The sequence below is a fragment of the Salinicoccus halitifaciens genome (assembly GCF_021026095.1).
GTDB classification, from domain to species: Bacteria; Bacillota; Bacilli; order Staphylococcales; family Salinicoccaceae; genus Lacicoccus; species Lacicoccus halitifaciens.
The window spans coordinates 133,118-157,104 of sequence record NZ_JAJNCU010000004.1; the positions used below are offsets into that span (position 1 = coordinate 133,118).

The 23,987-nt window shown below is 50.5% G+C and carries 23 protein-coding genes; 5 read left to right on the plus strand and 18 right to left on the minus strand.

The features are described 5' to 3' along the window. Nucleotides 1-5 precede the first annotated feature (5 nt). Entirely contained in the window at nt 6-1,199 is a 1,194-nt protein-coding gene (locus LPW40_RS09335; protein WP_230821991.1) for an amidohydrolase, read from the minus strand. Between the two features lie 148 nt (nt 1,200-1,347). Between LPW40_RS09335 and LPW40_RS09340 the strand changes: the two genes are divergently transcribed. After that, nucleotides 1,348-1,866, plus strand: coding sequence for an acyl-CoA thioesterase (locus LPW40_RS09340; RefSeq protein ID WP_230821992.1), 519 nt, complete (start codon nt 1,348-1,350; stop codon nt 1,864-1,866). A 30-nt stretch (nt 1,867-1,896) separates the two neighbouring features. On the opposite strand, the gene LPW40_RS09345 is transcribed toward LPW40_RS09340, so the two are convergent. Next, a complete protein-coding gene (locus tag LPW40_RS09345; protein WP_230821993.1) occupies nt 1,897-2,601 on the minus strand; it encodes an MOSC domain-containing protein in 705 nt (234 codons plus the stop codon). Nucleotides 2,602-2,700: 99 nt separating this feature from the next. Beyond that, a complete protein-coding gene (locus LPW40_RS09350) occupies nt 2,701-4,134 on the minus strand; it encodes a plasmid pRiA4b ORF-3 family protein (RefSeq protein ID WP_230821994.1) in 1,434 nt (477 codons plus the stop codon). A 264-nt stretch (nt 4,135-4,398) separates the two neighbouring features. Between LPW40_RS09350 and LPW40_RS09355 the strand changes: the two genes are divergently transcribed. Next, nucleotides 4,399-4,833: an acyl-CoA thioesterase gene (locus tag LPW40_RS09355; RefSeq protein WP_230821995.1), complete on the plus strand. Its 435-nt coding sequence runs from the start codon at nt 4,399-4,401 to the stop codon at nt 4,831-4,833. 116 nt (nt 4,834-4,949) lie between these two features. Then, on the plus strand, nt 4,950-6,416 hold the full coding sequence (nhaC, locus tag LPW40_RS09360) for a Na+/H+ antiporter NhaC (protein WP_230821996.1): 1,467 nt from the start codon (nt 4,950-4,952) through the stop codon (nt 6,414-6,416). A gap of 181 nt (nt 6,417-6,597) precedes the next feature. On the opposite strand, the gene LPW40_RS09365 is transcribed toward nhaC, so the two are convergent. Together LPW40_RS09365 and LPW40_RS09370 are read right to left on the minus strand one after the other, a co-directional pair. Beyond that, nucleotides 6,598-7,641 carry a PepSY domain-containing protein gene (locus tag LPW40_RS09365; protein ID WP_230821997.1) on the minus strand — a complete coding sequence of 348 codons (1,044 nt, stop codon included), beginning with the start codon at nt 7,639-7,641 and terminating at the stop codon, nt 6,598-6,600. Nucleotides 7,642-7,740: 99 nt separating this feature from the next. Continuing rightward, nucleotides 7,741-8,943 (minus strand): MFS transporter, encoded by a 1,203-nt coding sequence (locus LPW40_RS09370; RefSeq protein WP_354542476.1) that lies wholly within the window; start codon nt 8,941-8,943, stop codon nt 7,741-7,743. 243 nt (nt 8,944-9,186) lie between these two features. Between LPW40_RS09370 and LPW40_RS09375 the strand changes: the two genes are divergently transcribed. Beyond that, the gene (locus LPW40_RS09375; protein WP_230821999.1) at nt 9,187-9,639 is read left to right on the plus strand and encodes a hypothetical protein; all 453 of its coding nucleotides are present in this window, start codon (nt 9,187-9,189) and stop codon (nt 9,637-9,639) included. A 25-nt stretch (nt 9,640-9,664) separates the two neighbouring features. On the opposite strand, the gene LPW40_RS09380 is transcribed toward LPW40_RS09375, so the two are convergent. Further along, nucleotides 9,665-10,195 carry a hypothetical protein gene (locus LPW40_RS09380; RefSeq protein WP_230822000.1) on the minus strand — a complete coding sequence of 177 codons (531 nt, stop codon included), beginning with the start codon at nt 10,193-10,195 and terminating at the stop codon, nt 9,665-9,667. Between the two features lie 157 nt (nt 10,196-10,352). Continuing rightward, on the minus strand, nt 10,353-11,459 hold the full coding sequence (locus tag LPW40_RS09385) for a M24 family metallopeptidase (protein ID WP_230822001.1): 1,107 nt from the start codon (nt 11,457-11,459) through the stop codon (nt 10,353-10,355). Nucleotides 11,460-11,565: 106 nt separating this feature from the next. Between LPW40_RS09385 and LPW40_RS09390 the strand changes: the two genes are divergently transcribed. Next, on the plus strand, nt 11,566-12,171 hold the full coding sequence (locus LPW40_RS09390) for a hypothetical protein (protein WP_230822002.1): 606 nt from the start codon (nt 11,566-11,568) through the stop codon (nt 12,169-12,171). A 20-nt stretch (nt 12,172-12,191) separates the two neighbouring features. On the opposite strand, the gene iadA is transcribed toward LPW40_RS09390, so the two are convergent. The 11 genes from iadA to pta all read right to left on the minus strand — a co-directional run bounded on the left by iadA (nt 12,192) and on the right by pta (nt 23,882). Next, complete coding sequence (gene iadA, locus LPW40_RS09395; RefSeq protein WP_230822003.1) at nt 12,192-13,340, minus strand: beta-aspartyl-peptidase; 1,149 nt, start codon at nt 13,338-13,340, stop codon at nt 12,192-12,194. Continuing rightward, entirely contained in the window at nt 13,337-15,316 is a 1,980-nt protein-coding gene (locus LPW40_RS13705) for a S9 family peptidase (RefSeq protein WP_230822004.1), read from the minus strand. Before LPW40_RS13705 ends, iadA begins: the two co-directional genes overlap by 4 nt. Before the next feature lie 68 nt (nt 15,317-15,384). After that, nucleotides 15,385-16,350, minus strand: a complete 966-nt coding sequence (locus LPW40_RS09405; RefSeq protein ID WP_230822005.1) for an ABC transporter substrate-binding protein — start codon at nt 16,348-16,350, stop codon at nt 15,385-15,387. A 16-nt stretch (nt 16,351-16,366) separates the two neighbouring features. Continuing rightward, nucleotides 16,367-18,013, minus strand: coding sequence for an arginine--tRNA ligase (gene argS / locus LPW40_RS09410; protein WP_230822006.1), 1,647 nt, complete (start codon nt 18,011-18,013; stop codon nt 16,367-16,369). Continuing rightward, nucleotides 18,013-18,414 (minus strand): YwiB family protein, encoded by a 402-nt coding sequence (locus LPW40_RS09415; RefSeq protein ID WP_230822007.1) that lies wholly within the window; start codon nt 18,412-18,414, stop codon nt 18,013-18,015. Before LPW40_RS09415 ends, argS begins: the two co-directional genes overlap by 1 nt. 185 nt (nt 18,415-18,599) lie before the next feature. Beyond that, nucleotides 18,600-19,124, minus strand: coding sequence for a YwhD family protein (locus LPW40_RS09420; protein ID WP_230822008.1), 525 nt, complete (start codon nt 19,122-19,124; stop codon nt 18,600-18,602). 12 nt (nt 19,125-19,136) lie between these two features. Beyond that, complete coding sequence (locus LPW40_RS09425) at nt 19,137-20,438, minus strand: HD domain-containing protein (protein ID WP_230822117.1); 1,302 nt, start codon at nt 20,436-20,438, stop codon at nt 19,137-19,139. A gap of 137 nt (nt 20,439-20,575) precedes the next feature. Further along, a complete protein-coding gene (locus tag LPW40_RS09430; RefSeq protein ID WP_230822009.1) occupies nt 20,576-20,779 on the minus strand; it encodes a hypothetical protein in 204 nt (67 codons plus the stop codon). 57 nt (nt 20,780-20,836) lie between these two features. Continuing rightward, complete coding sequence (locus LPW40_RS09435; RefSeq protein WP_230822010.1) at nt 20,837-22,015, minus strand: MFS transporter; 1,179 nt, start codon at nt 22,013-22,015, stop codon at nt 20,837-20,839. A 45-nt stretch (nt 22,016-22,060) separates the two neighbouring features. Beyond that, nucleotides 22,061-22,897 (minus strand): lipoate--protein ligase family protein, encoded by an 837-nt coding sequence (locus tag LPW40_RS09440; protein WP_230822011.1) that lies wholly within the window; start codon nt 22,895-22,897, stop codon nt 22,061-22,063. After that, nucleotides 22,890-23,882 carry a phosphate acetyltransferase gene (gene pta, locus LPW40_RS09445; RefSeq protein ID WP_230822012.1) on the minus strand — a complete coding sequence of 331 codons (993 nt, stop codon included), beginning with the start codon at nt 23,880-23,882 and terminating at the stop codon, nt 22,890-22,892. Before pta ends, LPW40_RS09440 begins: the two co-directional genes overlap by 8 nt. Nucleotides 23,883-23,987 lie beyond the last annotated feature (105 nt).

The window sequence follows — 23,987 nt, forward strand, 5'->3', positions numbered from 1 at the left end:
TTTAATCATTCATTTCCAAGTCTTGAAAGCACGACTTCCCCAAGCACTTTAGCGCTGATCAGGAGGGAGTCTTCATTGATGTCGAACTTCGGATGGTGGTTGATGTAGGCTTTCTCCACACCTTCAGGTTTTGCACCGACGTTGATGAACGTCCCCGGTGTCTTCTGCAGATAGTAGGAAAAATCTTCGGAACCGCTTGAAGGGTCATGGCTGGCAACATTTTTAATGTGTCCGCCCTTGCTGTTCTTCAGAATTTCACCGACCGCCTGCGTCTTCTCCGGGTCGTTGTAGAGCACCGGATAATCATAGATGTACTCGAGGTCGCATGTAACGCCGAAAGCGGTCTCCAGGCCATTGATGATTTTGACCATCTCGTCATGGATCGGCTCTTTATTCTCCTCTTCCATGTAACGCACGGTACCCCGGAGCGTCACCTTATCCTGGATGACGTTCTGGCCGCCGGGTGCTTCAAATGCAGTCACGGAAACCACCGTCGTATGCTTCGGATTCATTCTCCTTGAAACGATCGTCTGCACCTGTGTCACGAAATGGGAACCTGCAACGATCGGGTCGATCGTCGTCTCAGGCATCGCACCGTGGCCGCCGCTGCCCTGGATATGGAGATTGAAGTTCGAACGTCCGGCCATGGCGTTGCCTTCCACCAGGCCGACTTCCCCAGTTTCAAACATCGGGAAGAGGTGGATGCCGTAAACCTCATCGAGGTCATCCAGTATGCCGGAAGCGACGATACTCTTCGCACCGCCCGGCGGCACTTCTTCAGCATGCTGGTGGATCAGTTTGATCGTACCGTCCCACTCGTCCTTCAACTCGATGAGTGCTTCGCCGAGCGTCAGCAGGTAGGCCGTATGCCCGTCATGTCCGCAGGCATGCATGACGCCCTCATTTTTCGACTTGAACGGCACATCCGTTTCTTCCGTGATAGGAAGCGCATCAAAGTCCGCACGGAGGCCGATCGTCTTCCCTTCGTTTTTGCCGTTGATTTCAACGACAATGCCGTTCTCGCCCTCGATTTTCTCTGTGACCTTCACATCTTTATCTTTATAGAAATCTGCGATGTAACGGGCAGTTTTCTCTTCTTTGAATGAAAGTTCAGGATTCTCGTGAAGATGACGCCTGATCTCGATCATGCGGTCTTCTTTTTCCTCAAGCTTTTTAAACAGTTTTTCTGTAAGTGACATGCAAAAACCTCCTGATAATGATACCTTCATTTTAAACTTTATCCTCACAGTCTTCAAATCATATGTTACCGGTTTCACAAAAGTTGCCAAACGTGAAAAAAATTATGATAAGATGAGACATATAAATTCAAACTTAGGGGCAGGCGACATGACAATCAATAAAAAACCTATGAGCTTTTCAAAATCCATCAAATCCACGCAGGTGTTCCCCGAGCACACCAATCATCTGAATACGATGTTCGGGGGCAAGATTCTGGCAAACATCGATGAGATCGCAGCAATTGCGGCGATGAAGCATGCTGAAACGAACTGCGTCACTGCATCCATCGATTCCGTGAACTTTCTAAAGCCGATCCGCGCCGGTGAAATCGTCACATATGAGGCATATATATCACATGTGGGGACGTCTTCGCTCGAAGTATGCGTCCAGATCAAAGTGGATAATCCATTTACATATCAGAGCGACCTTGCAGTCCTCAGCTTCCTGACATTCGTCGCCGTCAATGAAGACGGTGAAAAAGTCGAAGTGCCGAAAGTCTATCCGACGAACCAGCATGAGGAATGGCTGTTCAAGACGGCCGATGACCGCATTCAAAAGCGTCAGGATCAGCGTATGAAGAGTAAAGAAATGATCGAATTCCTGAAAAGCATTGAAGAGCAGGCATGATAAAAGGAACCGGGAGTTTTCCCCGGTTCCTTATTTATTGGGTCCGAACACCCTCGGTTCCTTATTTTCAGGAATGCCGTCGAGACGCTTCTGCAAGGATTTTTTCCAGCTTCCTGCGAGCAGCTCCACATCCCTGAGTTTTTCTGTGAGGGACAGGTTTTCGGTCTGCCTGTACATCACCTCATTGCAGGCATCGACAGGCCACTCGGGGTGCGGCCTTTCCAGAAGTTTGAAGCGGTCGCCGGCCTGCACACGACCTTCTTCAATCACCCTGAAATACCACCCGGTCCGGCCGCTGTCTTCGATCCTGAGCGCAAGGTCGATGATCCTGTGCCTTCTTGCAGGGCGCCAGCACGGCCGCCTCGGCTGGGAAACCTGTACCCTGGCCCCGCCGAGCTGATAAACATCACCGATGCATACATTGGTTTCATCCAATCCGCTGACGGCGAGGTTTTCACCGAAAGCCCCCGGCCCCATTTCCTGTCCGAGCTCTTTTTCCCATTCTGCGTAGTGGCGGACAGTGTAACAGAAAGCCGCCTTTTCGGGTCCGCCGTGATTTTTCTTATCCCCGACCTCATCGTTTTTAAATCCTGTTTCCGTCAGATGCACCGCTTCATCGGTCTCGCTGCGGTAAATCGCGGTCGTCCATTTGCGGTCCATCTTCCGTTCCGCGTTGTCATCGCCATAAGTTTTGGCCTTTCCTGTAAATAAATGTTCAACTTTGCCGAATTGCATAATGATCCTCCAGTGAGCTGATAATAAAACCGGGCTTCCCTGCTGAACAGGTCCGTCTTCATCTAACATCACTTTATCACAACATTCCGTTGCGCCGCCTCAATTTTCCACCAGATTGATATTCTCATCATTGAACTCCGTAATCGCGTACTGGACGTCGAACAACTTGTGGAGTCTGCGGTTGATTGCACTTTTAGGAAATCTCATCTTATAATGGGAGCGTTTCGCCAATGCCTCCGTCTCCTCGTAATCAGGATGTTCCTTATCCTTAAGGATTGCATAGAGCCTGTCAAAATCTTCAATCCCTCTGGATCCTTCTATGGGGGAAGGCCCTGTGTAGTCGACGATTTCCGGATAAGGCTTTCCTTCTTCCGATAAAAATTCGACAAGCTCGATCTTATGCAGCCACCTGGCTTCATAATCATAAATATATGCAAGGCTGCCGCCTTCCGTCAGAAGTGCATCGACCTGTATATGACTCGATGTGAACCTCGTTTTTTCCCGGTCATCTTCATCGGTGTCCCCTGAAAATACACGGATCACCACCTTATCGTAGATGAATTCTGCATAGCGCATACTGCTCCAGTCGAAGACGGACTGGATGATGAGATGGAGTTCATAACAATTCAAGCGCGTCGGTATGACCATTTCACGGTAAATCACATTTTCCCCGCCCGGAAGCGAGACTTTTATCCTGAATGCATTATAGGAAGTGTGCATCTTTTTATTCTTCAGCAGGACATTTTTATACCGCTGTTCCGTCACTTCAGATAAATTCGTCTCCCTGATCGTCTCGAGTATCTTCGGATGAGTGATGCCGTAGTCATCTTCCAGCTTGATGATCAGCCCGGATTTGATCAGCTCTTTGAATTCACCGGCATTTTCATAAAACGGGTGATCGTTCTCGGCCCGTTCCTTTATGACCTGGAAACTTTCATCCGATAACGACAGCAGTATATCTTTGATGCGTGTCCGGTCCGTCAGCAGTGACTTCAGCTCATCGACGAAAACCTCCTTCTGGAGTGAGGCCGGCGTGTGTGAAAGCGCTTTCGAAATTTCTTTCAATTGAGTGATTGTAATCCCCCTCAGCAGCTCCTCCAGTTTCAGATCGGCATATGAAAGAAGGATTGTCCTTTTCAGCGGACTGATTTCCTCCAGCCACTTCAAATCCTTGTTGTCTATATTCATCTCCTTGACCAGGCTCCGCAGCATCTCTTCATGGACCACACACTGTTTGTCATCGACAGGAACAAGTATGAACTGTTCAACCAGAAAAGGATATTCGTCCTCTGATGCCTCCACGGTATAATAATCGTCCTTCGATTGAGATGACTTCAGTTGCTCGATGAGCTTAAGGTCCTGTGCATTCAGCTGCTCGACGAGCCAGCTGATATGATACGGGTTGGTGATCTCCCGATGCCTGTAGACTGCAAACTCCTCAATTGATTGATACCCCTTGTTCCGTTTCTCGTTAAGCTGCTTTAACCTCTCTTCTGTGACAAATTGCTTATAGAATTCTTGAATCCCCAACATAACGACCCCCTTTAAATGCTCCCATGTCGCCATTTAAGCTTAAATATAATGTATCACAAATTGTAATGATACACTAGATATTTATGTCAATTTTCAGTCAATTCAGTCATTTATTTTAATAGAGAGGTTGCGGACGCCGATTCCTTGCTGCATTTCCCCATCATTTCATGCTGATATCACCGCCGTCGCGGCCTTTGAATTTATGAGACAATATATTCATGATATAATAATTTTTGGATATCTGAATGGGAAAGGACGTTTTTTATGGAAAGCGGCTATATTGCTGAAAAAGAGATTCAGGTGATGTATGCAGATACAGACATGATGGGTGTCGTTTATCACGGCAATTATTTGAAGTGGGCGGAAGTCGGCCGAATGCAGCTGATCGAGGATATCGGCTATGATTATGTGGCCATGGAACGCGAAGGTTATTACGCACCTGTATATAACGTCGACATCACTTATAAAAAAGCTTTGAAATACGGCGACCGCGCTTTTGTCAGGACATGGGTGCAGCTGAACAACGGCATGAAAACAATTTACGGATATGAGATTGTAAATGGTGACGGGGAGCTGTGCACTTTCGGTACCACGACGCATGTCGTCGTCAAAAAGGTCGACGGGGAATTTAAGACGGTCCCCTTCAAACGGGTCTTTCCGGAGTGGTTCCAGAAGTATGAAGAGATAAAAATGAAATAAAACTTTGTTTCCAACAAATCACACCGGGAGGCTTGGCCTGCGGTGTATTTTTATACTAATTTTGTCTTGTGAAAGCGGTTTCCCTGTGTATAATTAAATCAAAAAGGGACGATGTCATGGACAAAAAGCCGCTTTTTGAACATAAGACCAAAAAGGAGTTCAATTTTTTCCTGGCCATCACACCGCTTGTGGTGATGATTGCATCGATGCTGTACGCCATCGTGGTGCTTGAGACCGACCCCCATCTGCCTTTGATCATCGGTACCATCACTGCCGCACTCGTCGCCGTATTTTCCGGCTTTAAATGGGTTGATATCGAGGAGATGATGTATAAGGGGATCCGTCTCGCCCTCCCGGCGGTCGTCATCCTGATGATCGTCGGCCTCATCATCGGATCATGGATCAGCGGCGGTGTCGTCGCCTCGATGATCTATTACGGTCTGATGGTGATCAGTCCCCAGTATTTCCTTGTCACGATATGCGTCATCTGTGCCATCGTCTCTCTTGCGATAGGCAGTTCATGGTCGACAATGGCGACCATCGGCGTCGCCGGCATGGGCATCGGGATAAGCATGGATATCAATGCCGCCATGATAGCGGGTGCGGTCATCTCCGGCTCATATTTCGGGGATAAGATGTCCCCGCTGTCGGATACGACGAACCTCGCTGCAGGATTGACGAACACGGACCTTTTCGAGCATATCCGACATATGATGTACACCACCATACCGGGACTCATCGTGGCACTCACCGCGTATTTCATCATCGGCATCAACATCATCGGCGGCTCGACCGCCTCACCTGAAGATATTCAGGCGATGATGTCCGGCATGAGCGAAAATTTCGTCATCAGCCCCTGGCTGCTGATCGTCCCTGCTCTCGTCATCGTCTTCATAATAATGAAGATGAAAGCGGTGCCGGCGCTTATCACCGGTGTGGTGCTCGGGGTGATATGCACCATCTTCATCCAGGGAGATACGCTTGCGGATGCCGCTTCGACGTTGATGAACGGCTATGTGCTCGAGTCGGGCAATGAGATGGTGGACACGCTGTTCAACCGGGGCGGCCTGATGGATATGATGTATACGATCGCTTTGACGATCGCCGCCCTGACTTTTGCCGGGATACTCGAATATTCAGGGATGCTCCGTGCCATCATGCATCAGATCCTTAAAATCGCCAAAGGCACATTCGGCATCATCACGGCAACGATCCTGTCCTGCTTCACGACGAACGTCACATGTTCTGAGCAGTATATCTCGATCGTCGTGCCCTCAAGGATGTACTTAAGGGCTTATATCGACAATAAACTCCATTCTAAAAACTTGTCCCGTTCACTTGAAGACGGCGGCACGCTGACTTCCGTCTTCGTCCCATGGAATACATGCGGCGTCTTCATCTACGGCACACTCGGCGTCGTCGCATGGGAGTATGCACCTTTTGCAATCCTGAACTTCACCGTTCCAATCATCGCCATCATACTGGCAGCCACCGGATTCGGCATCACCAGAGTCTCGGCGGAGGAACGCGATGCTTATATCGCCAAACATTATCCGGAGGAGAATAAGACTGCAGAAGCATGAAGGGTCTGGGACATAAGTCCTTAAAAAATTATAAATTGAATGAAGGAGACGAAAAATCCGTACGTTTGACTCCCAGGGGAACAGCATCTGCGCAAGACTACAGGCTTGCGCGATGCCCCCGGGAAAGCAAACATACGGATTCATTTTTTTCATATAAAGTTCTGTACCAGTTCCTTTGCGATCAGTCGTCCTGTTCCACGTCGAGCACTTCACCGGTCGCGGCATTGATTTCAACTTCGTACTCACGGCCGTCGTAGTCGATTTCAAAATCGTATTCGCTGTCTTCCTTATCCAGTTCCCATTCTTTCACCGTGCCGCCGCCTGCAGCATCGATTGCGATGCCGGCCGCTTCTTCAGATGAAATGAAGTCTCCGTCCACTTCGATGTTATTCGTGTACTCACCGCCGGCTTTATTTTCCTGGTCGATCTTCTTCACTTCACCGGTCGTTGCATTGATTTCAACTTCATACTTGGAGCCGTCCTTCATGACGTCGATTTCGTACTCATTGTCGTCCCTGTCGAACTCCTTCTCATGCACTTCACCGCCGCCGGTTTTATCTGTGGCGATCTTTACTGCTTCGTCCATGCCGATGAACCCGGAATCAGAGGCTGAACCGGTACTTGAAGACTGTCCGCCTGATTGCTTTTCAACATCCACTTTCTCCACTTCGCCGGTCGTTGCATTGATTTCAACTTCATGCTTGGAACCGTCCTTTACAACGTCGATTTCGTACTCATTGTCGTCCCTGTCGAATTCCTTCTCATGCACTTCACCGCCGCCTGCTTCATCCTTGGCGATCCTCACCGCTTCATCCATCCCGATGAACCCGGAATCTGCAGGTGTCACATTTTCCGTGCTGCCGGCTTTGTCATCCCCATCATCACGGTCGGTCTCTTCTTCAATGATGCTCAAATCCTCTGCATTGATCTTGATGTCATATTCATCTTCGCCGTCTTCCATTTCAATCTCATAATAATGCACGCCGTCATCTTCATCCAGTTCAACTTCAACGACGACACCTTCGAAACGCTCGCCCGCCAGGTCGACTGCATCCTGCACGGAATAACCGAGTTCTGATGTTTCCCCGCTTTTGACTTCAACCGTCCCTTCACGGTTCTCATCTTCCCAGTCCATATCATCCGAGGCACTCGCTGTCGAACAGGCACCGAGCACCAGCGCTGCGGATAAGCTGCCTGCAAGTAATGTGTTTTTGTAGAATTTCATCTTAACTCCTCCTTTTGATCTTATTTATATGATAGCCGCGGCAGGCTAAAAAGCGCTTAAAGTAAAATTAAAGGACAGTTAAAAAATGAAGATTGGATTTTAAGTGCCGGCCCGCACTTTATTCCTGAGCCGGATCGCAAGTGCGATGAGCACAAAACACAGCAGGGCTGCGGCGAGATTGACGGTGACCACGCCCGGCCAGTGGTGGCTTGTCCAGAAAAGCCCCGCAAAAGTCCCGAGCAGCGACGCCCCCACATAGTAGAAGAACAGATAGAGCGAAGACGCCTGGGCCTTATTGCCGGCGGCATTCCTGCCGACGAGCCCGCTCACCACCGAGTGGCTTGCGAAGAACCCGTATGTGAACAGCGACAGTCCGAGAATGATCGCCGGTACATTCGGGATGAATAAAACCAATATCCCGAGTGTGAGGATTGAAAGCCCGAGATAGATCACCTTTTCCTGCCCGAGGCGCATGACCAGATTGCCGTTGATGACGGAGCTGACCGTGCCGATCAGAAGGATGAGGAAGACCCAGCTGACGATCGACTGGCTGATGTTGAACGGATCACCCAGGAGTACGAAAGTCACATAGCTGAACAGTGCAATGTTCATCCCCATCAGCAGGAATCCGGTCCCGAAGAGGCACAGCAGCACCGGATTCTTCAGGTGGCCGATGAGCGAAGCCAGCAAAGCGCCCGCCGACAGTTTCTGGGCTTCAAAATGCCGGGAAGGATTCAAAAGCTTCCAGAATACCAGGGTGGCGATGATGCTGATGATGCCGATTGCGAGGAAGGCGGCCTGCCAGTTGAACACATCGCCCATAAGCCCGGAGAATACACGGCCGAAAACCGCGCCGAGCGAGTTCCCGCTTATGTACAGCCCCATCGCAAGCGGCATGCTTCGTGGATGGATCTCCTCACTGATGTAGGCCATCGCTATCGACGGCACACCGGCAAGGACGACCCCCTGAAGGGTCCTGAGTATGAGGAGCATCGTGAAACTCTCCCCGCTTAAAGGGGTGAGCACACATAAAAGGGACGCTGCAAACATCGATGTGACCATGATCTGCTTACGCCCCACGGCTTCGGACAGTGAACCGAAGATGATCATGCTCACCGCAAGGGCGAGCGTCGTCAAAGTGAGCGATAAACTCGAAGTGGCGGGCGTGACGCCGAAGACTTCGGTGAATTCCGGCATGAGCGGCTGTGCGGTGTAGAGGATTGCGAAAGTATTGAAACCCGCAGCAAAGAATGCGATTGATATTTTGTTGAACGCCGGGGTCCCCTTCTCTATAAAGTCCATGATAAGCATCTCCATCGGGTTTTTTATTATTTATAATGCTACCACTATGGCGTTTGTTAGTAAATTGGTGATGAAGGCCGGCATTATCCATAAAGCCCTCCAAATCAGCTTCAAAAGCACCTTTTAACCCCCCTTAAGTATTTTGATTTTTCAAAAAATTTACTTTAAATTTATTTTGGTTTATGAGATAATTATGGTATATACATACGCAAATAAGGGGGGAAACAGGGAGGGGGGAGCTTTATGAAACGTTTTTCCTTTGGGATGCTGATGTGCCTGGCCATTTTCATGAGCGGATGCAGTGAGGACGACTTCAACGGGCGGACTTTCAAGGTCATCGATTCAACAAATTTTCTGGAGACGAGAACGGAATTTGATTCAGAAGAGGAAAGGGGTGAGCTATTGTCTTTGACTTTCGATTCGGGAGAGGTCATCATCAATTCCGCAAAGCACTTGAAAGGAAAGTATAAGGCAGTGGATGATCAGCTGGAAATCACTCTTGTGGATCATCAGGGGGAACTGCTGCTGGTCTTCTCGGATCTCGCTTCAAGTGTCGAGAAGGATGTGAAGTACACAGCCGAAATCTCCGATTTGGACTATTCTCTCGATGCCAATGGTGATTTGGCCCAGCTCAAGCTCATCGAGATGTATGACCGGGAAGGTATGGTGGTCTTTTTCGAAGAAACGGGAGATTGAAAAAACGGCCCCGCCGGGGCCGTTTTCATCTTTCTATTTTCCAGTTCAAGTGAAAGCGCACATTCAGCACCGTATTTGAGTCGGCCATGGTGATTGCACCCTGGTTTTTTCCGGCAAGGAAGTGGTTTAAGATGTGTTCACGTTTTTCTATCACTTCATCATCAATCTTTTCACCAATGCCCGCCTCACTCTCCACCTCGAGGGGTTTGAATATATAAGGCGATTCTTCAAATTCGTAAAGCTCCATCGTTTCCGAATTCCAGGAACTGTCCAGGTAGAATGTCTGGTGATGGGCGCAGATCAAATCCTCATACAGCTGTTCCGAAATCTCCATTTTGCGGTATGTTTCTATGCCATCCTCTTCATCGCATAAAGTCGCAAAATACCGGCCTTCCTCCTCTTCAATGGAAGAAGGTTTCAGATTTTTGATCTCGGAATAATTTTCTCCGCGTATACCTTCAAGAAGTGCTCTGTATATGGCGATATCAGAATCATTTTCGACTGTCATTATAAAGTTGTTGAAATCATCCAAATGATACATATGACTTTTATTCATCACGAGTCCGATCCTCCGTCCGTTTATTTCAACCACAGTATATTATACATTATTTCACAAGAAATTTACACCGATATGCAATATTTCCACTCATTTTCCTCAAAGAAACCGGCCGCAACATTGCTGCTGCGGCCGGTCATCAGAAATTGACGCCTCTTCATCTCTCGAGTATGATCTCTTCGATATCCTTTGGAAACTTGTTGAAATTATGCGTCCCTTCTTCACCGATGTAGAGTGCATCCTCAATCCTCACGCCGCCGAACCCGGTCTGGTAAATGCCCGGTTCAATCGTCACCACATGGCCGGGCTCGAGCGGATCTTCGTTTTCGCTGTCGAGTGAGGGCTGTTCATGCAGTCCGTAGCCGAGGCCGTGGCCGATGCGGTGTGTGAAATAATCCCCATATCCCGCTTCGATGATCACATCCCGCGCTGCAAGGTCCACTTCCTTCATCGGTGTGCCGTGGACCGCCGCTTCGATCCCTGCGAGGTTCGCCTCAAGTACAGCTTCATAAATCTCGCGCTGCTGGTCCGTCGGTTCCCCGATGATGAATGTGCGTGTCATATCGGAGACATACCTCGACTCCGTGACGACGCCGAAATCTATCAGCAGGAAATCCCCCGGACGGACTTCCGTATCGCCGGACTCCCCGTGGGGCAGCGCCGAGTTCTCACCGGTGAGGACGAGCGGACCAAATGAGACATCTTTTGCGCCATATGACTTCAGCTTCCCTGTCAGAAAATCCGCAATCTCCTTTTCCGTCCTGCCGATGACGCCCGCTTCCGTCAGATCCGACAGGGCCTTCTCCGTCATATCGACCGCTTCCTGCAGCTGTGCCTTATCCTCCTCATTTTTGATGCCGCGCAGTGCATTGACCGCCGAGTCGATTGAAAAGATGCTTTCAGCGGCATATTCATCGAGCAGTTTCATATATCTTTCATACACCAGGTGGCTGCCTTCGATGCCGATCGATTTCGTCTGCCCGCGGGCGAACTGATCGAACAACAAACCGAACGGGTCTTCCCCGTCGCGGTGCGGCAGATGATTGACGACCGTCGCCGTCTCATTCACGATCTCCTGGTCGAGCTCCGGATATAAAATCGTTGTCTCTTCAGTCTCCGTATCTATGATGAGCGCAAGGAGCCTTTCATGCGGTTCGATGAAACACCCTGTAAAGTAGAAGATGTTCAACGGCTCGGTGAGCAGCACAGTATCCACATTGACACTTGATGCAAGTTTCGAAACTCTCTCTTTATATATCGACATTCAGTTCCTCATCCTTTGCTTTTTTATTTGCACGGGGTCTTTCAGTTATAAATAAAACCTCACCGTGGTATGATTTAAAGTAATGTTATAACGAATGGTGATGAATATGAGAAGATTTTACCGGTTCTTCAACAGACTGCATTCCAAAATCAATGAGAACTTTCAGCTGCCGCTGTTCCTTTCTCTGGCACTGCTGACCCTCTATACCGTCATTACCGGATTTGCCGCTTACTTGATCAATTATGGCGTGATCGGCCAAGCCGGCGGATTTCTGACCGACAATTATCCCGTTGTGATTTTAAGAATGATCATTCTCCTTCTTTTCATCAATTTCAACATCATCTATTTGTACCTCCTGGTGCGTTATTTTAAACAACGGAAGGTCCCGCTCCGTGTGATCTATTCGTATTATGCGGTCTTTGCGACATTCCTGTTTCTTTTATCCATCATCCTGTTCTTCGCCGTCCTGTTTTCCTATTACGTGATCGGCATGGGGACCGAGCATATCCTGCTCATCTTCGGACTTGCGATTCTGATTATACTGACGGGTGCCAACCTGTACCCGGCCTACTTCCTCTTCCTTTCCCTGAAAGAGGAGCCGGTCGACGTCTTCTGGGCGATCATCCTCTGTATCATAGGCATCCACATATTCAGTTATGTGCTCTTCAACATTTGGAACAGAATCCATATCTTCCAATTATGGTTATTCTGACGGCCGCAAGGGCCGTTTTTTTATTCGAAAGTCCCTTTTACAAGCGTTTTGCCGTACTGCCTGAGCACTTTCCCTTTCGCGATGACCGTATCCAGCTTGAAGCCTTCATCGAAAAGCAGGAGATCTGCATGCATACCTTCCGCGATGCGGCCTTTTTCATGGAGCTGCAGCACCGCTGCGGTGTTTTGGGTGACGGTGCTGAGCGCCTCCCCTGTGGAGAGGACCCCGCTGTCATGGAGTGCCTTTACGCTGTCGGTGAGGGTCTTTAGGGTTGCCACTTCGAGCCCCTGAAGATTCCCTGCCGCATCGAACACCGGCAGGCTGCCGTTGCCGTCGGAGGACAGTGTGAGTCGTTCCATATCGCCGCCGGCAGCCTTGAATTTTTCCACATCAGCAATGATATCCTCCCCGGCGGTCATATCCACATACGCACCGAGCTTCGTCAGCCCGGCCGCTTCTTCGATCAGATCATCCGTCCGGTTGACATGCGTCGGATAGATGTTATGCGCCGGCAGGTCATAGTCCTCGATCAGTGCCTTCAGCTGGCTGAGCCCTGCCCTGCCGCCGCCTGTATGGAAATGGGTCACCCCCGCCTTTCCGGCCGTCATGCCGCCCACCCGTGTTTCGGCCACGATTTTTGCGAGCTCCATCGTCGTGGGCTGGCTCGAGCGGTGGTCGGAAATCGCAATTTCCGCTGTACCGATCACTGTATCTATTAAATAAAGGTCGCGCTCCAGCGTCCCGGTAATCGTCGGCGGCGGAACCTGGTAATTCCCTGTATACATCAGGGCGGTGATGCCTTCTGCCGTCAGCGCCTTCGACTTGGCGTAGAGCGCCTCAAGCGACCGGCTCGTCTTGTCCGTGCCGATGAGGCCGACAGCCGTGGTGATGCCGGCATCGATGAACTGTCCGATATGCGTTTCCGGGGTGCGGGTGTGGTAGCCGCCTTCCCCGCCGCCGCCGATCAGGTGGACATGGGGATCGATGATGCCCGGTGTGAGCATCTTCCCTTCCCCCGTTATGATATTGACCGGGATATCCAGCGCCAGGTACTTCTCGATGTCGGTCTCCTTTTCAATGAGGGCGATCCGTCCGCCGATGATCACCACGTCATTTATGCCTGAGTATACGGGTGCGAACACATCGACACCGGTGATGATGGTGATCATGACACATCATGCTCCAGATATTCATCGAACCATGAAGTCAGATGTTTGAGCCTTTCGACCCTGAGGTTCGGTTTGCCTGTACGCGACAGGTTATGGTCTGCAGCCGGAAAGCGGACGAAAGTCGTATCTTTCTTTTTATATTTCAATGCGATGAACAGCTGCTCCGCCTGTTCCACCGGACAGCGGTAATCATTCTCACTGTGCAGTATCAAGAGCGGTGTTTCAATATCATCCACATACTTGATCGGTGAATGGTGCCACATCGTCTCAATATCGTTGAAATCGGCTTTGATCTGCCAGTCACTGAAATAATAGCCGATGTCGGAAACACCCCTGAAGCTCACCCAGTTGGAGATGCTGCGCTGCGTGACCGCCGCTTTGAAGCGGTTCGTATGGCCGACGATCCAGTTCGTCATGAAGCCGCCGTATGAACCGCCGGTCACACCGAGGTTGTCCTGGTCGATCCACTCATATTTTCCGGTGATGTGATCCACACCCGCCATGATGTCTTTGTAATCCCCGTTGCCGTAATCACCCCTCACGGCATCGACGAACGACTGGGAGTAGCTGTGGGAGCCGCGCGGATTCACATACAGCACCGCATAGCCTTTAGCGGCGAACACCTGCATCTCATGGAAGAAGGTGTTCGCATAAAATGCATGCGGTCCGCCGTGAATGTTGGTGACCATCGGATACTTCCGCCCTGCCTTGAAGCCTGCCGGCTTCATGAACCATCCATGGACTACCGTATCATCGAAGCTCTTATATTCCACCGCTTCAGGCTTCACAATCTCTGTTGCCTTGACATATGCCTCATTGACCGACGTCAGGGGCTCGAGCCCGGCCTCTTTCAAATCGTACCGGTACAGTTCGCCGGGATGCTCCGGCCTTGAAATCGCAAGATATGCATAGTTTTCATCCGCGTCTATCCCATGTATATGATGGGCGTCCCGGAGCAGCGGCGAAAGCCCGCCTTCCAGGTCCCCCCGGTAAAGGTTGACACTCCCCATTTCCGAAACAAGGAAGAGGAATTCTGTTTCCGAAATCCAGGCCGTCGGATTCATTACGGTCGACTGCTGGGTGTCATGCGCCACATAGTCACCGACCGGCTTATCCAGCCGTGCTGTGAGCTCAGACCATTTCCCGTCTTCCACATCATAAAGGGCGATATGTGCATGCGTCGCATTTTCGAATTCCCGCCCGATATGTGTGATCAGCAGATGCGCTTCATCCGGGCTGACATCCACTTTAACGATGTACCCTTCATCTTTTGCGATTTCTTCACTTTCCCCGCCGTTGCTTTTAATGTACAGTTTTTCGGAGAAATTGAAGTCCCTGTCCTCGCTTTCATCCGATGAATAGATGATCGTCCCGCTTGCCATCACGGCATGCAGCGTGAAGTTCGCCTCACCCGACAGGATAGTTTCTTCTTCTCTTGTCTTCAAATCCACTGACTTCACCGCCTGGTACTTCTCCTTGACGAGCCCGATGCTGTCGGCTTTATATTTCATGCGGTTGATGACGACGGGCTCAGGGAACTTCTCTTTATCCTTCTCCGCTTCAGCTTCCGCCATCTCTTTTTCCGTTTCCGGCACATTCGAGACATGGTAGAAGATCCTGCTGCCGTCACTAGAAAACAGTGCACTCGCCACCCCTTCTTTTTCCGCCGTGAGCTGCTCCCTTTCACCGCCGTCCAGTCTGATCAGGAACACCTGCGGCTTGTCATGTTCGCCTTTGGCGATGAACATTGTCTCCGTCCCCTCCGGAGAATGCCTCACGTTCGAGATGCGCTCCTTTTTATAGCTCAATTGGCGGCTGCCGGAATCGTCATGCTTATAAAGGTTCGTCACGTAAATGTTCTCTTCCTCATCCAGATGGGTCACTGAATATGTAACTGCGTTCCTACCCGGCACCGCTACAGGTGAAGCCACCGATTTGATATTGAATATATCTTGGATATCCACTTTTTTCGACACAAAAAATCCCCCTTATCAGTTTCCTACATTTTAACACTAATAAAGGGGCGGTTTGAATTGAAAGGTATTTAATTTTCCAGACATTCGGACAATTCCGTCATGCCCTGGGTGATCCTCGGGCCGGGCCGCGTCAGGATGTCCGGATCGACCGCACACTGCCGGTCCTCCGATTGTATCGACAGATTATCAACGCCGCGGAAATTCTCCACTTCTTTGCTCAATTGCTCCGCGTCGGCACCGCTCGCGGAAATGATGTAGTCCGGGTTCCTGTCCAGTATCTCCTCATAACTCACACTGACGAACCCTTCCAGGTCTTTAAATATATTTTCAGCACCGGCTTTTTCGATTACGTCATGGAGGAATGTCCCCCGCCCCGTCGTATACATTTCAGGGCCGCTGCTCACCTGCAGGAAGACGGTTCCGCGGTCCGGCGCCGCTTCCATGACCGCAGCAAGGTCTGCTTCGAATGCCGCTGCGGCCTCGCTCGCTTCATCAGGCGCGCCGAGAAATCCACCGGCCGCCATCATCGTTTCCGGAATCTCATCGACAGTTTCCACCTCTTCCAGGAAGATGACTTCCGCCCCGGTCGCTGCTGCCGCGTCTTCCAGCACACCGCCGTGGACGGCATATGAAGATTCATGGGACAGAATATGCGTGGGTTCCAGTGCCATCAGCTGTTCAACATCGAATTCGAATGCGTCGAGCCGTTCGACATCCGGATCATTCACCAGGTCTTCAGGGTATGTATCCACGGTGGTGATTCCGACGATTTCCTCTTCCAGCCCGAGGGCGGCAATTATCTCGGTGTTGCTCGGGATCAATGAGACGATCCGCCTTTCAGGAGTAGAAAAAGACTCTGAGCTGTTCAGCTCAGAGCCTCGGTCACTGCTTAAATTCGAATCTGAAGATGTCGGTTCCTGCTGTTCGGAGAAATCATTCTGCTGTTGCTGCTGTTGCTGCATCATCATCATGCCGCAGCCTGATAAATTCATGACCAGGAAAAGCATGACGACTGTTTTGACGACCTTCCTCATAAGAACGCTCCTTCAATCACATTTTTTCCGGCGCGGATACGCCCACAAGATTCAGCGCATTCTCAAGCGTCTGTCTGACCGCTTCTATCATCAATAAATACGCACCCGTTTTATCATCGTCCTCACCGAGCACTTTTTCAGCATTATAAAACTTGTGGAAAGTGCTGGCAAGCTCCTGGATGTAAGTCGTGACCCTGTGGGTGGCGCGGTGCTCCGCCGCACCTTTGATGATGTTCGGGAATGCCGCCATCTTCTTGATGAGATCAAGTGCCTGTTCGTTTTCTATGATGGAAACGTCCGCATCTCCGGTAACTTCATGCCCCTTCTCTTCCGCCTGTCTTAAAATGCTGCAGATTCTCGCATGGGCATATTGTGCGTAGTAGACCGGGTTATCATTGGATTCCGATTTTGCCAGATCCATATCAAAATCAAGGTGTGAATCGGAACTCCTCATCGCGAGGAAATAACGGCATGCATCGACACCGATCGTATCGATCAATTCCCGCAGCGTGACCGCTTTGCCGGTACGCTTGCTCATCTTGACTTCCTCACCGTTCTCTATCAACCGTACCATCTGCATGATCTTTATTTCAAGCATTTCGGGATCTTTGCCCAGCGCACCGAGCGATCCTTTCAGACGGTTGATGTAGCCGTGGTGGTCCGCCCCGAAAATGTTGATCAGCTTGTCATAGCCCCGTTCCACCTTATCGTAATGGTAGGCGACGTCCGGCATGAGGTATGTGTATGTGCCGTCGCTTTTCCGCAGCACCCGGTCCTTGTCGTCGCCGAAGTCGGTTGTACGCAGCCATAGTGCACCTTCGGCCTCATACGTATAGCCGTTCCCCGTCATCACTTCAAGGGCCGCTTCGACTTCCTTGTTCTCATACAATGAAGTTTCACTGAACCAGTTGTCGAAATGGACATTGAAGTCAGCCAGGTCCTTCCTCAGCTTCTCCATCTCGTAGTCCACGCCGAGTTTCCTGAACATCTGTATGCGGTCCTCTTTCGTCGTCTCGATCAGTTCCGGGTTTTCCTCGGCAAGCTTTTCGCCGATCGCTTTGATGTCCTTACCCATGTAGCCGTCTGCCGGCATGATGAGTTCCTGCCCAAGCGCCTCAAGGTAGCGCGCATCGATGGACAGTGCGAGATTGTCGATCTGGTTGCCTGCATCATTGATGTAATATTCACGTTCCACATCATATCCTGCGAAATCCAGTATATTGGACAGCGTGTCGCCGACACTCGCATTCCTCGCATGCCCGATATGCAGGTCGCCCGTCGGGTTTGCACTGACGAATTCCACGAGCACCTTCTGTTTTTCATCAGGGTTCGAACGGCCGTATGCTTCGCCGAGCTCCAGCACCTGCGGGACGATCTGCGTCACCGACGATTCGTCCATATAGAAATTTATGAAGCCCGGTCCGGCGATATCCACCGACTTCACATTTGCTGCGGAGTGGTCCAGATTTTCAACGATGGCGGAAGCGATGTCCCGCGGGTTCTTCTTCGCCTGCTTTGTCAGCGTCATCGCAACATTCGACGAAAAATCCCCATTTGCCTTATCTTTCGGGGTTTCTATTTTAATTTCAGGCACTTCATCCACAATCCCGGATTTCTGCACTGCATTTTTCAAGGCTTCCAATAAGCCGGCTTTTAAATTCATCAATAACCCTCTCTTTCCAATTCATAATGATAATTGCCCAGCAGCTGACCCTGCTCATATAGATCATATTCAATGATGACACGGTCGCTTTCAATGAGCAGCGCTTTCGTGTACAGCTTGAAATGATGGCGTCCCGCCGCTGATTCATAAAATGTATCCGTCATTTCGCCTTCGACGAAAGTGAACTTCATGCTGACGATCCCGCTTCTCTGAATCTTAATGAAGTCATCGCCGATGCGCAGGACGACATCCAGCCGGTGACCTTCCATATCTTCCCGGTACTTCAAGTACCGGTCGCGTTTTTCAATTTCCGTAACTTCGATTTTCTGGACGAATGAGCGGTCTTCCCCGCCCACCCGGAAGTTCTGCGTGAGTAAAAATTTTGATGTTTCACCTTTCATATCATCACCTGCAAGTAAGGTAGATTATAACATATTCAGACATTAAAAAAATCGGTGATAAAAAAAAGACAGGGTGTCCCCTGTCTTAATGTCCCAGTTATATTTTATATAACTATATAGTATTTTATAGTCGTTCAGGGAAATCTGCAACCTCCATTTATAAAAGACACAATTCAGACAAAGTTTCAGTCATCTTTCATTACTTCCTGCAATTCTTTGGAATTATTCCACATTTCCTCGTTATGGTTCTGAAGGAATTTCTTCAGGGAGCTTCTGCTTTCCTTGTCCATTCCATCGAGGATGATCTTGCCTTTCATGGATCGGTCCATCTGGTTCACATGCTCGTGCATCAGCTTGTATCCGCGCTTCTTCTCCTTATTGATGGATTCATAGCATACGGTCAGGCCTTCATACACCGGCCCGTCCTTTGTGCGTTCGACGGTCACCCAGACCAGCCAGAACCGCCTCTCCCCCTCGCCTTTCGGTGCCTCGGGGTCAGTCACCCATTTGACGCGCCGTTCGACTTCGGCGCGCCCATGCAGGCCCCCGACATCTATGAACACTTCCTGGGTATCGATATCGATGTAGACCGGCGCAACATTCTCCACACTGATCATGCCGAAGTTCTGGCCCTTGTGGCCGGTCAACGGGTCATCCTTGATTATATTGAACTGGAAGCCCGGCTTTTTTCCATTGGAATCATTTGACATTGTATCCTGCTCCTATGCTAATTGATTCAATATATTGATTATTTCACCTTTGATTTCAAGGTCTTCGATCGCTAATATCTTCTCTTTCGGATAGTATAATTTCGATTCCATACGGTGCACACCCGTGATGGAATTGATGATCGCCGACTGGCTGCTGATTTCCCTGAGCTCCCCGTTGTTCTTCTTGAGATGTATCGGCTTACGGTTGTTCTTTGCCCCCGGCCGGTCGTAATCATACGGCAGATCCGAGAACGAGTCGCTGAAAATATAGTACTCCGGCTCGATGCCCGCCCTTCTGAACAGATCCTCAAGCTCGCTCTGGGTGATGAATGAACCGTCAAAAGGCAGATATTTGAACAGCTCACGGTTCACAAAACGGTTGGCGAGGTCCGAGAGTATGTCATCGTCTTCATTGATCCACTCCTGCAGATAGAAATTGACGACCATCTCATCCAGCCGCAGATAATCGTCTACGGAGACATCCTCTTCGAAGAACGGTATGAAATATTTGGGCGCCTGTTTGAATTCATGCCCTTTTTCATGCAGATGCTTCGCCCGTTTCAAAGCGAGGTTCAAAAGCACCTCACCGCCCCTTGAGACGGGGTGGAAGTAGACCTGCCAGTACATCTGGTACCGGCTCATCAAATAATCCTCCACAGCATGCATCCCGCTCTCCTTGATGATGACCTCCTCTTTTGAAGGCCTCATCACACGCAGTATCCTCTCCATATCGAAACGACCGTAGCTGACGCCTGTATAATAGGAGTCCCTCTGCAGGTAATCCATCCGGTCCGCATCGATCTGGCTTGAAATCATGCTGATGACGAGCTTGTTTTCATGCGTCTGGTCGATCACCTGTGCGACTTCACGCGGGAAATCGGGACTCACACGCTTCAGGACTTTATTGACATCCGTGTCGCCCAGTATGATTTTGCGTGTATATTCCTCATGATCGGTATGGAATATCTTCTCGAAGCAATGGGAAAAAGGACCGTGCCCAAGGTCATGCAGGAGGGCGGATGCCAGCGCAAGCAGGCGGTATCCGCCCTGCCATTCCTCATGTTCCTTGAAATTCTCGGTCATCCGCCTGACGATTTCATACACACCGAGTGAGTGGTTGAAGCGTGTATGTTCGGCAGAATGAAAAGCCAGATAAAGTGTCCCCAGCTGTTTAATCCTGCGGAGGCGCTGAAATTCCCGTGTTTTTATCAAATCCCAGATCAATTGATCGCGGACATGGACATACCGGTGCACCGGGTCCTTAAAGACTTTTTCTTCAGCCAGCTGCTTTTTTGCATACGGCACTTCTGTCAACATGATCGTCTGCCTCCTTCGCCTTCAGTTTCCATATTATCATAACTCTTCATATTAAGTGCAAATCCCGCGCCTCCGTCCGGTGCGCGGACGTAAAAATACGGCGGAGGCAGCACGCCTCCACCGTAAACATTCCTTTATATACGCCGCTCGCGCTTTTCGTCCTTCTGTTCCTGGACGTCTTCCTCACGCTCGGCGTCTTCCTTTATCTCATCGCTCGGCGGCTGGTCCGGGGGCACCTGTTCCCTGACTTCATCCCCGTGCACCTTTTCCTTCTCCTCCAGTTCAGCTTCGTCTTCACGTGTCGTCATTCTTTTATTCTCATCATTCTTCTTATCCATTTGATTGCGCCTCCTTTTCCTTAATACTCCAATTCCCAAAATGCATAGGAGGCTAAACTATATTTCATGCTTTTTTTCATGTCTGCCGTAAACGGCGTGGAAAATGACCAGTCCGGCCGCTATCGAAAGGACGAGCAGCTGGTACAGTCCCCCGTAGCCGGTGGCAGGCACGATCATTCCAAGGAAGAACGGGCCGAAGCCGAGGCCGATTTCGAGCATGATGAAAAATGTTGAGGTCGCAAGGCCGACATTCTCCCTTTTTGCGATCTTTACACACACCGCCTGGGCGACCGACTGGAAATTGCCGAAGCCGAGGCCGATCAGGAAAGCGGCCAGCAGGAGCACGCCCCCCGCCGCAGCCTGTCCAAGGGTGAAGAACCCGGCGGCCATGATGATGGAGGCCGGATAGATGATGATATTCGCACCGTACTTATCCAGCATCTTCCCCGTCACCGGCCGCGTCATCAGGATTGCTGCGGAATAGACGAGGAAGAAGATGCTTGCGGCAGTGACCAGGTCCAGCTCGATGGCATACAGGTTCAAAAAGGACAGCACCGCAGAATATGCAATCCCCATGAAGAGGACCGAGAAGCCCATCGGAAGCACATCCTTGTCGATCATCACGAACCTGCCCCTCGGCGCGCCTTCCGGCCGCACCGTATTGTTGGTTCTGATCAGCGGCAGCATCAATGAAACCGCAAGCACGGCAAGGCCGATGTAGATGAGCATCGTGTTGAAGCTGATGTGTTCAAGTATCAGGAACGATAAAAAAGGCCCGGCCGCCGAACCGAGGACCATGCTCAGGCTGAAATGGCTGATGCCTTCGCCGCGCCGCTCCGGCGGGACTGAAATCGTCGCAAGCGTGTTCAGGGCGGTGCTGATCACGCCGGTGGCGATACCGTTCAAAAGACGGACGGCAATCAGGAAATAAAGGCCCCCGTCTATGAAGTATAGTGCATATGTAATGAAGAAGAAGACCGTCCCGATATACATGATCCTCTGTGCACCCATGTTGTTGACTTGATAGCCGGTGAGCGCCCGCCCGGCCAGCACCCCGACGATGAATACACTCGCCACGAATCCGGCGGTGGCCGGTGACGCCCCGTAATTTTCAATTGCCGTGCTCCCGATCGTCACCAGTGTCGAATACATCGAAAACATGACGATGAAATGAAATAAGAATATGATGATGAACTCCGGCGTCCAAATCTTCGCCCTGTATTTACTTTTAGACAATGCGTCCACTCCTTTACCAAAACCACAAAAACCAGTAACATGCCGTTACTGGTTTAAAAGGTCCGAAAATATCTTCCTGTCGAGTTCGCCCCTGATATCCTCGTTGCGCCTGATCATCCGCAGGACATATTCCGTGTACCTGCCGTCGAATTCTTCGGGCAGGGTGCCGGTATCTTTGGGGCCGATCTTCAAAACGTCCAAAAATTTATCAAGCATATCATCCACGGTCCAGCTTTTTCCAAGGAGTTCGTTCAATGAAGCCATGACGTCCGGCTCTATATCCGGGTACTGGAAGCGTGTCTCGGCATCCTTTTTCGCATGCCCGTAGAATTCCTTCATGACCTCCGCCCGCGCGGCCCCGCTTCCGGTGACGCACAGGTAAATCTGGACGGCGACCCCGTCCCTGATCCGCCGCTGGGAGATGCCGGCGAATTTCCTGCCGTCAATGCTCAGGTCATAACTTCCAGGACAGTAGCTCCCATGGATTTCATACGCCTCCACATCTGCACCGTCCAGCACGTCCCGGACCAGGGCAAGCATCAGATCGTAGCCGTCATCTATCGAGGGCGAATGGCTTTTATTCATGACGAGCGAGATGTTCAGCACCCCTTCATCAAGCACGACGCCGAGCCCTCCGCTGTTCCTGACTATGTAATCGTAGCCCGCCTTCGATAAATATGCGAGCCCGTCATGGAGGTGCGGGAGCCTCGCGTCATGAAGGCCGAGGATGACGAATGGATGATGAGTCCATGCACGGAACTTGAACGATCCATCGCTGCTCACGGTTTCCTGAAGTGCGTCGTCGATCGCAAATGAGTGATACGGATGCGGCGTCACTTCAGGCGGGATGTAATCCCATTCTGCTTCAAAAAATTCATTCATGGCCGTTCTTCAGTGCCAGTGCCTGTGTTGCGGTGAAGAGTGCAAGGTTATACACTTCGTCCGTGGTGCAGCCGCGGGACAGGTCGTTCACCGGCTGATTGAGCCCCTGCAGTATCGGACCGTATGCTTCAAAGCCGCCGAGGCGCTGTGCGATCTTATATCCTATGTTTCCGGCTTCCAGGTTCGGGAAGATGAAGACGTTCGCGTTGCCCTGGACTTCGGAGTCCGGCGCCTTCTTCTCGGCGACACTCGGGACGAATGCTGCATCGAACTGGAATTCACCGTCGATCGGCACGCCGGGCAATTTATCCTTGGCATACTGTGCAGCTGTCCTGACGCGTTCGGTCTCTTCGGTCTTGGCGGAGCCCTTCGTCGAGAAGCTGAGCAGTGCCACCGTCGGATCCACATTGAAGCTCTGTGCGGTCTTCGCTGTTTCGACAGCCACTTCCGCGAGTTCCTCAGCGTTCAGGACCGGGTTGATTGCGCAGTCCCCCATGACATACAGCTCATCTTCGCGCAGCATGAAGAAGATCCCGCTTGTACGCGAGACGCCGGGCTTCGTCTTGATGATCTGCAATGCCGGACGCACAGTGTGCGGGGTGGAATGCATGGCACCGGAAACCAGCCCGTCGGCTTTCCCTGTATAGACCATCATCGTTCCGAAATAATTCACATCATTGATGATGTCATCCGCCTGCTCTTTCGTCACTTTGCCGTTCCGCCTTTCGACGAAAGCATCTGCAAGTTCTTCCTTATCCTCGCAGTCTACAGGATTGATGATTTCCAGATTTTCAATATCAAGCGACTTTTCTTCGGCAAGCGCCCTGATCTCATCCTGGTTGCCCAAAACGATCGGATGGACATAATTTGTTTTTTCCAGTTCAACTGCCGCTTTCAATATTCTGCCGTCAACACCTTCAGGGAAAACGACTCTGACGTTCTCCCCTTCCAAGTTAGCTTTTAGTTTATCTAAAAATTGACTCATGGTTTCCTCCTTGAAAAGCCTATGTACGAGATTATTATACCTTTTCTGTCACAATATTTCATCCTTAAATACTTTTAAAACGTTTTCAGTTGGAGTATCATAGAT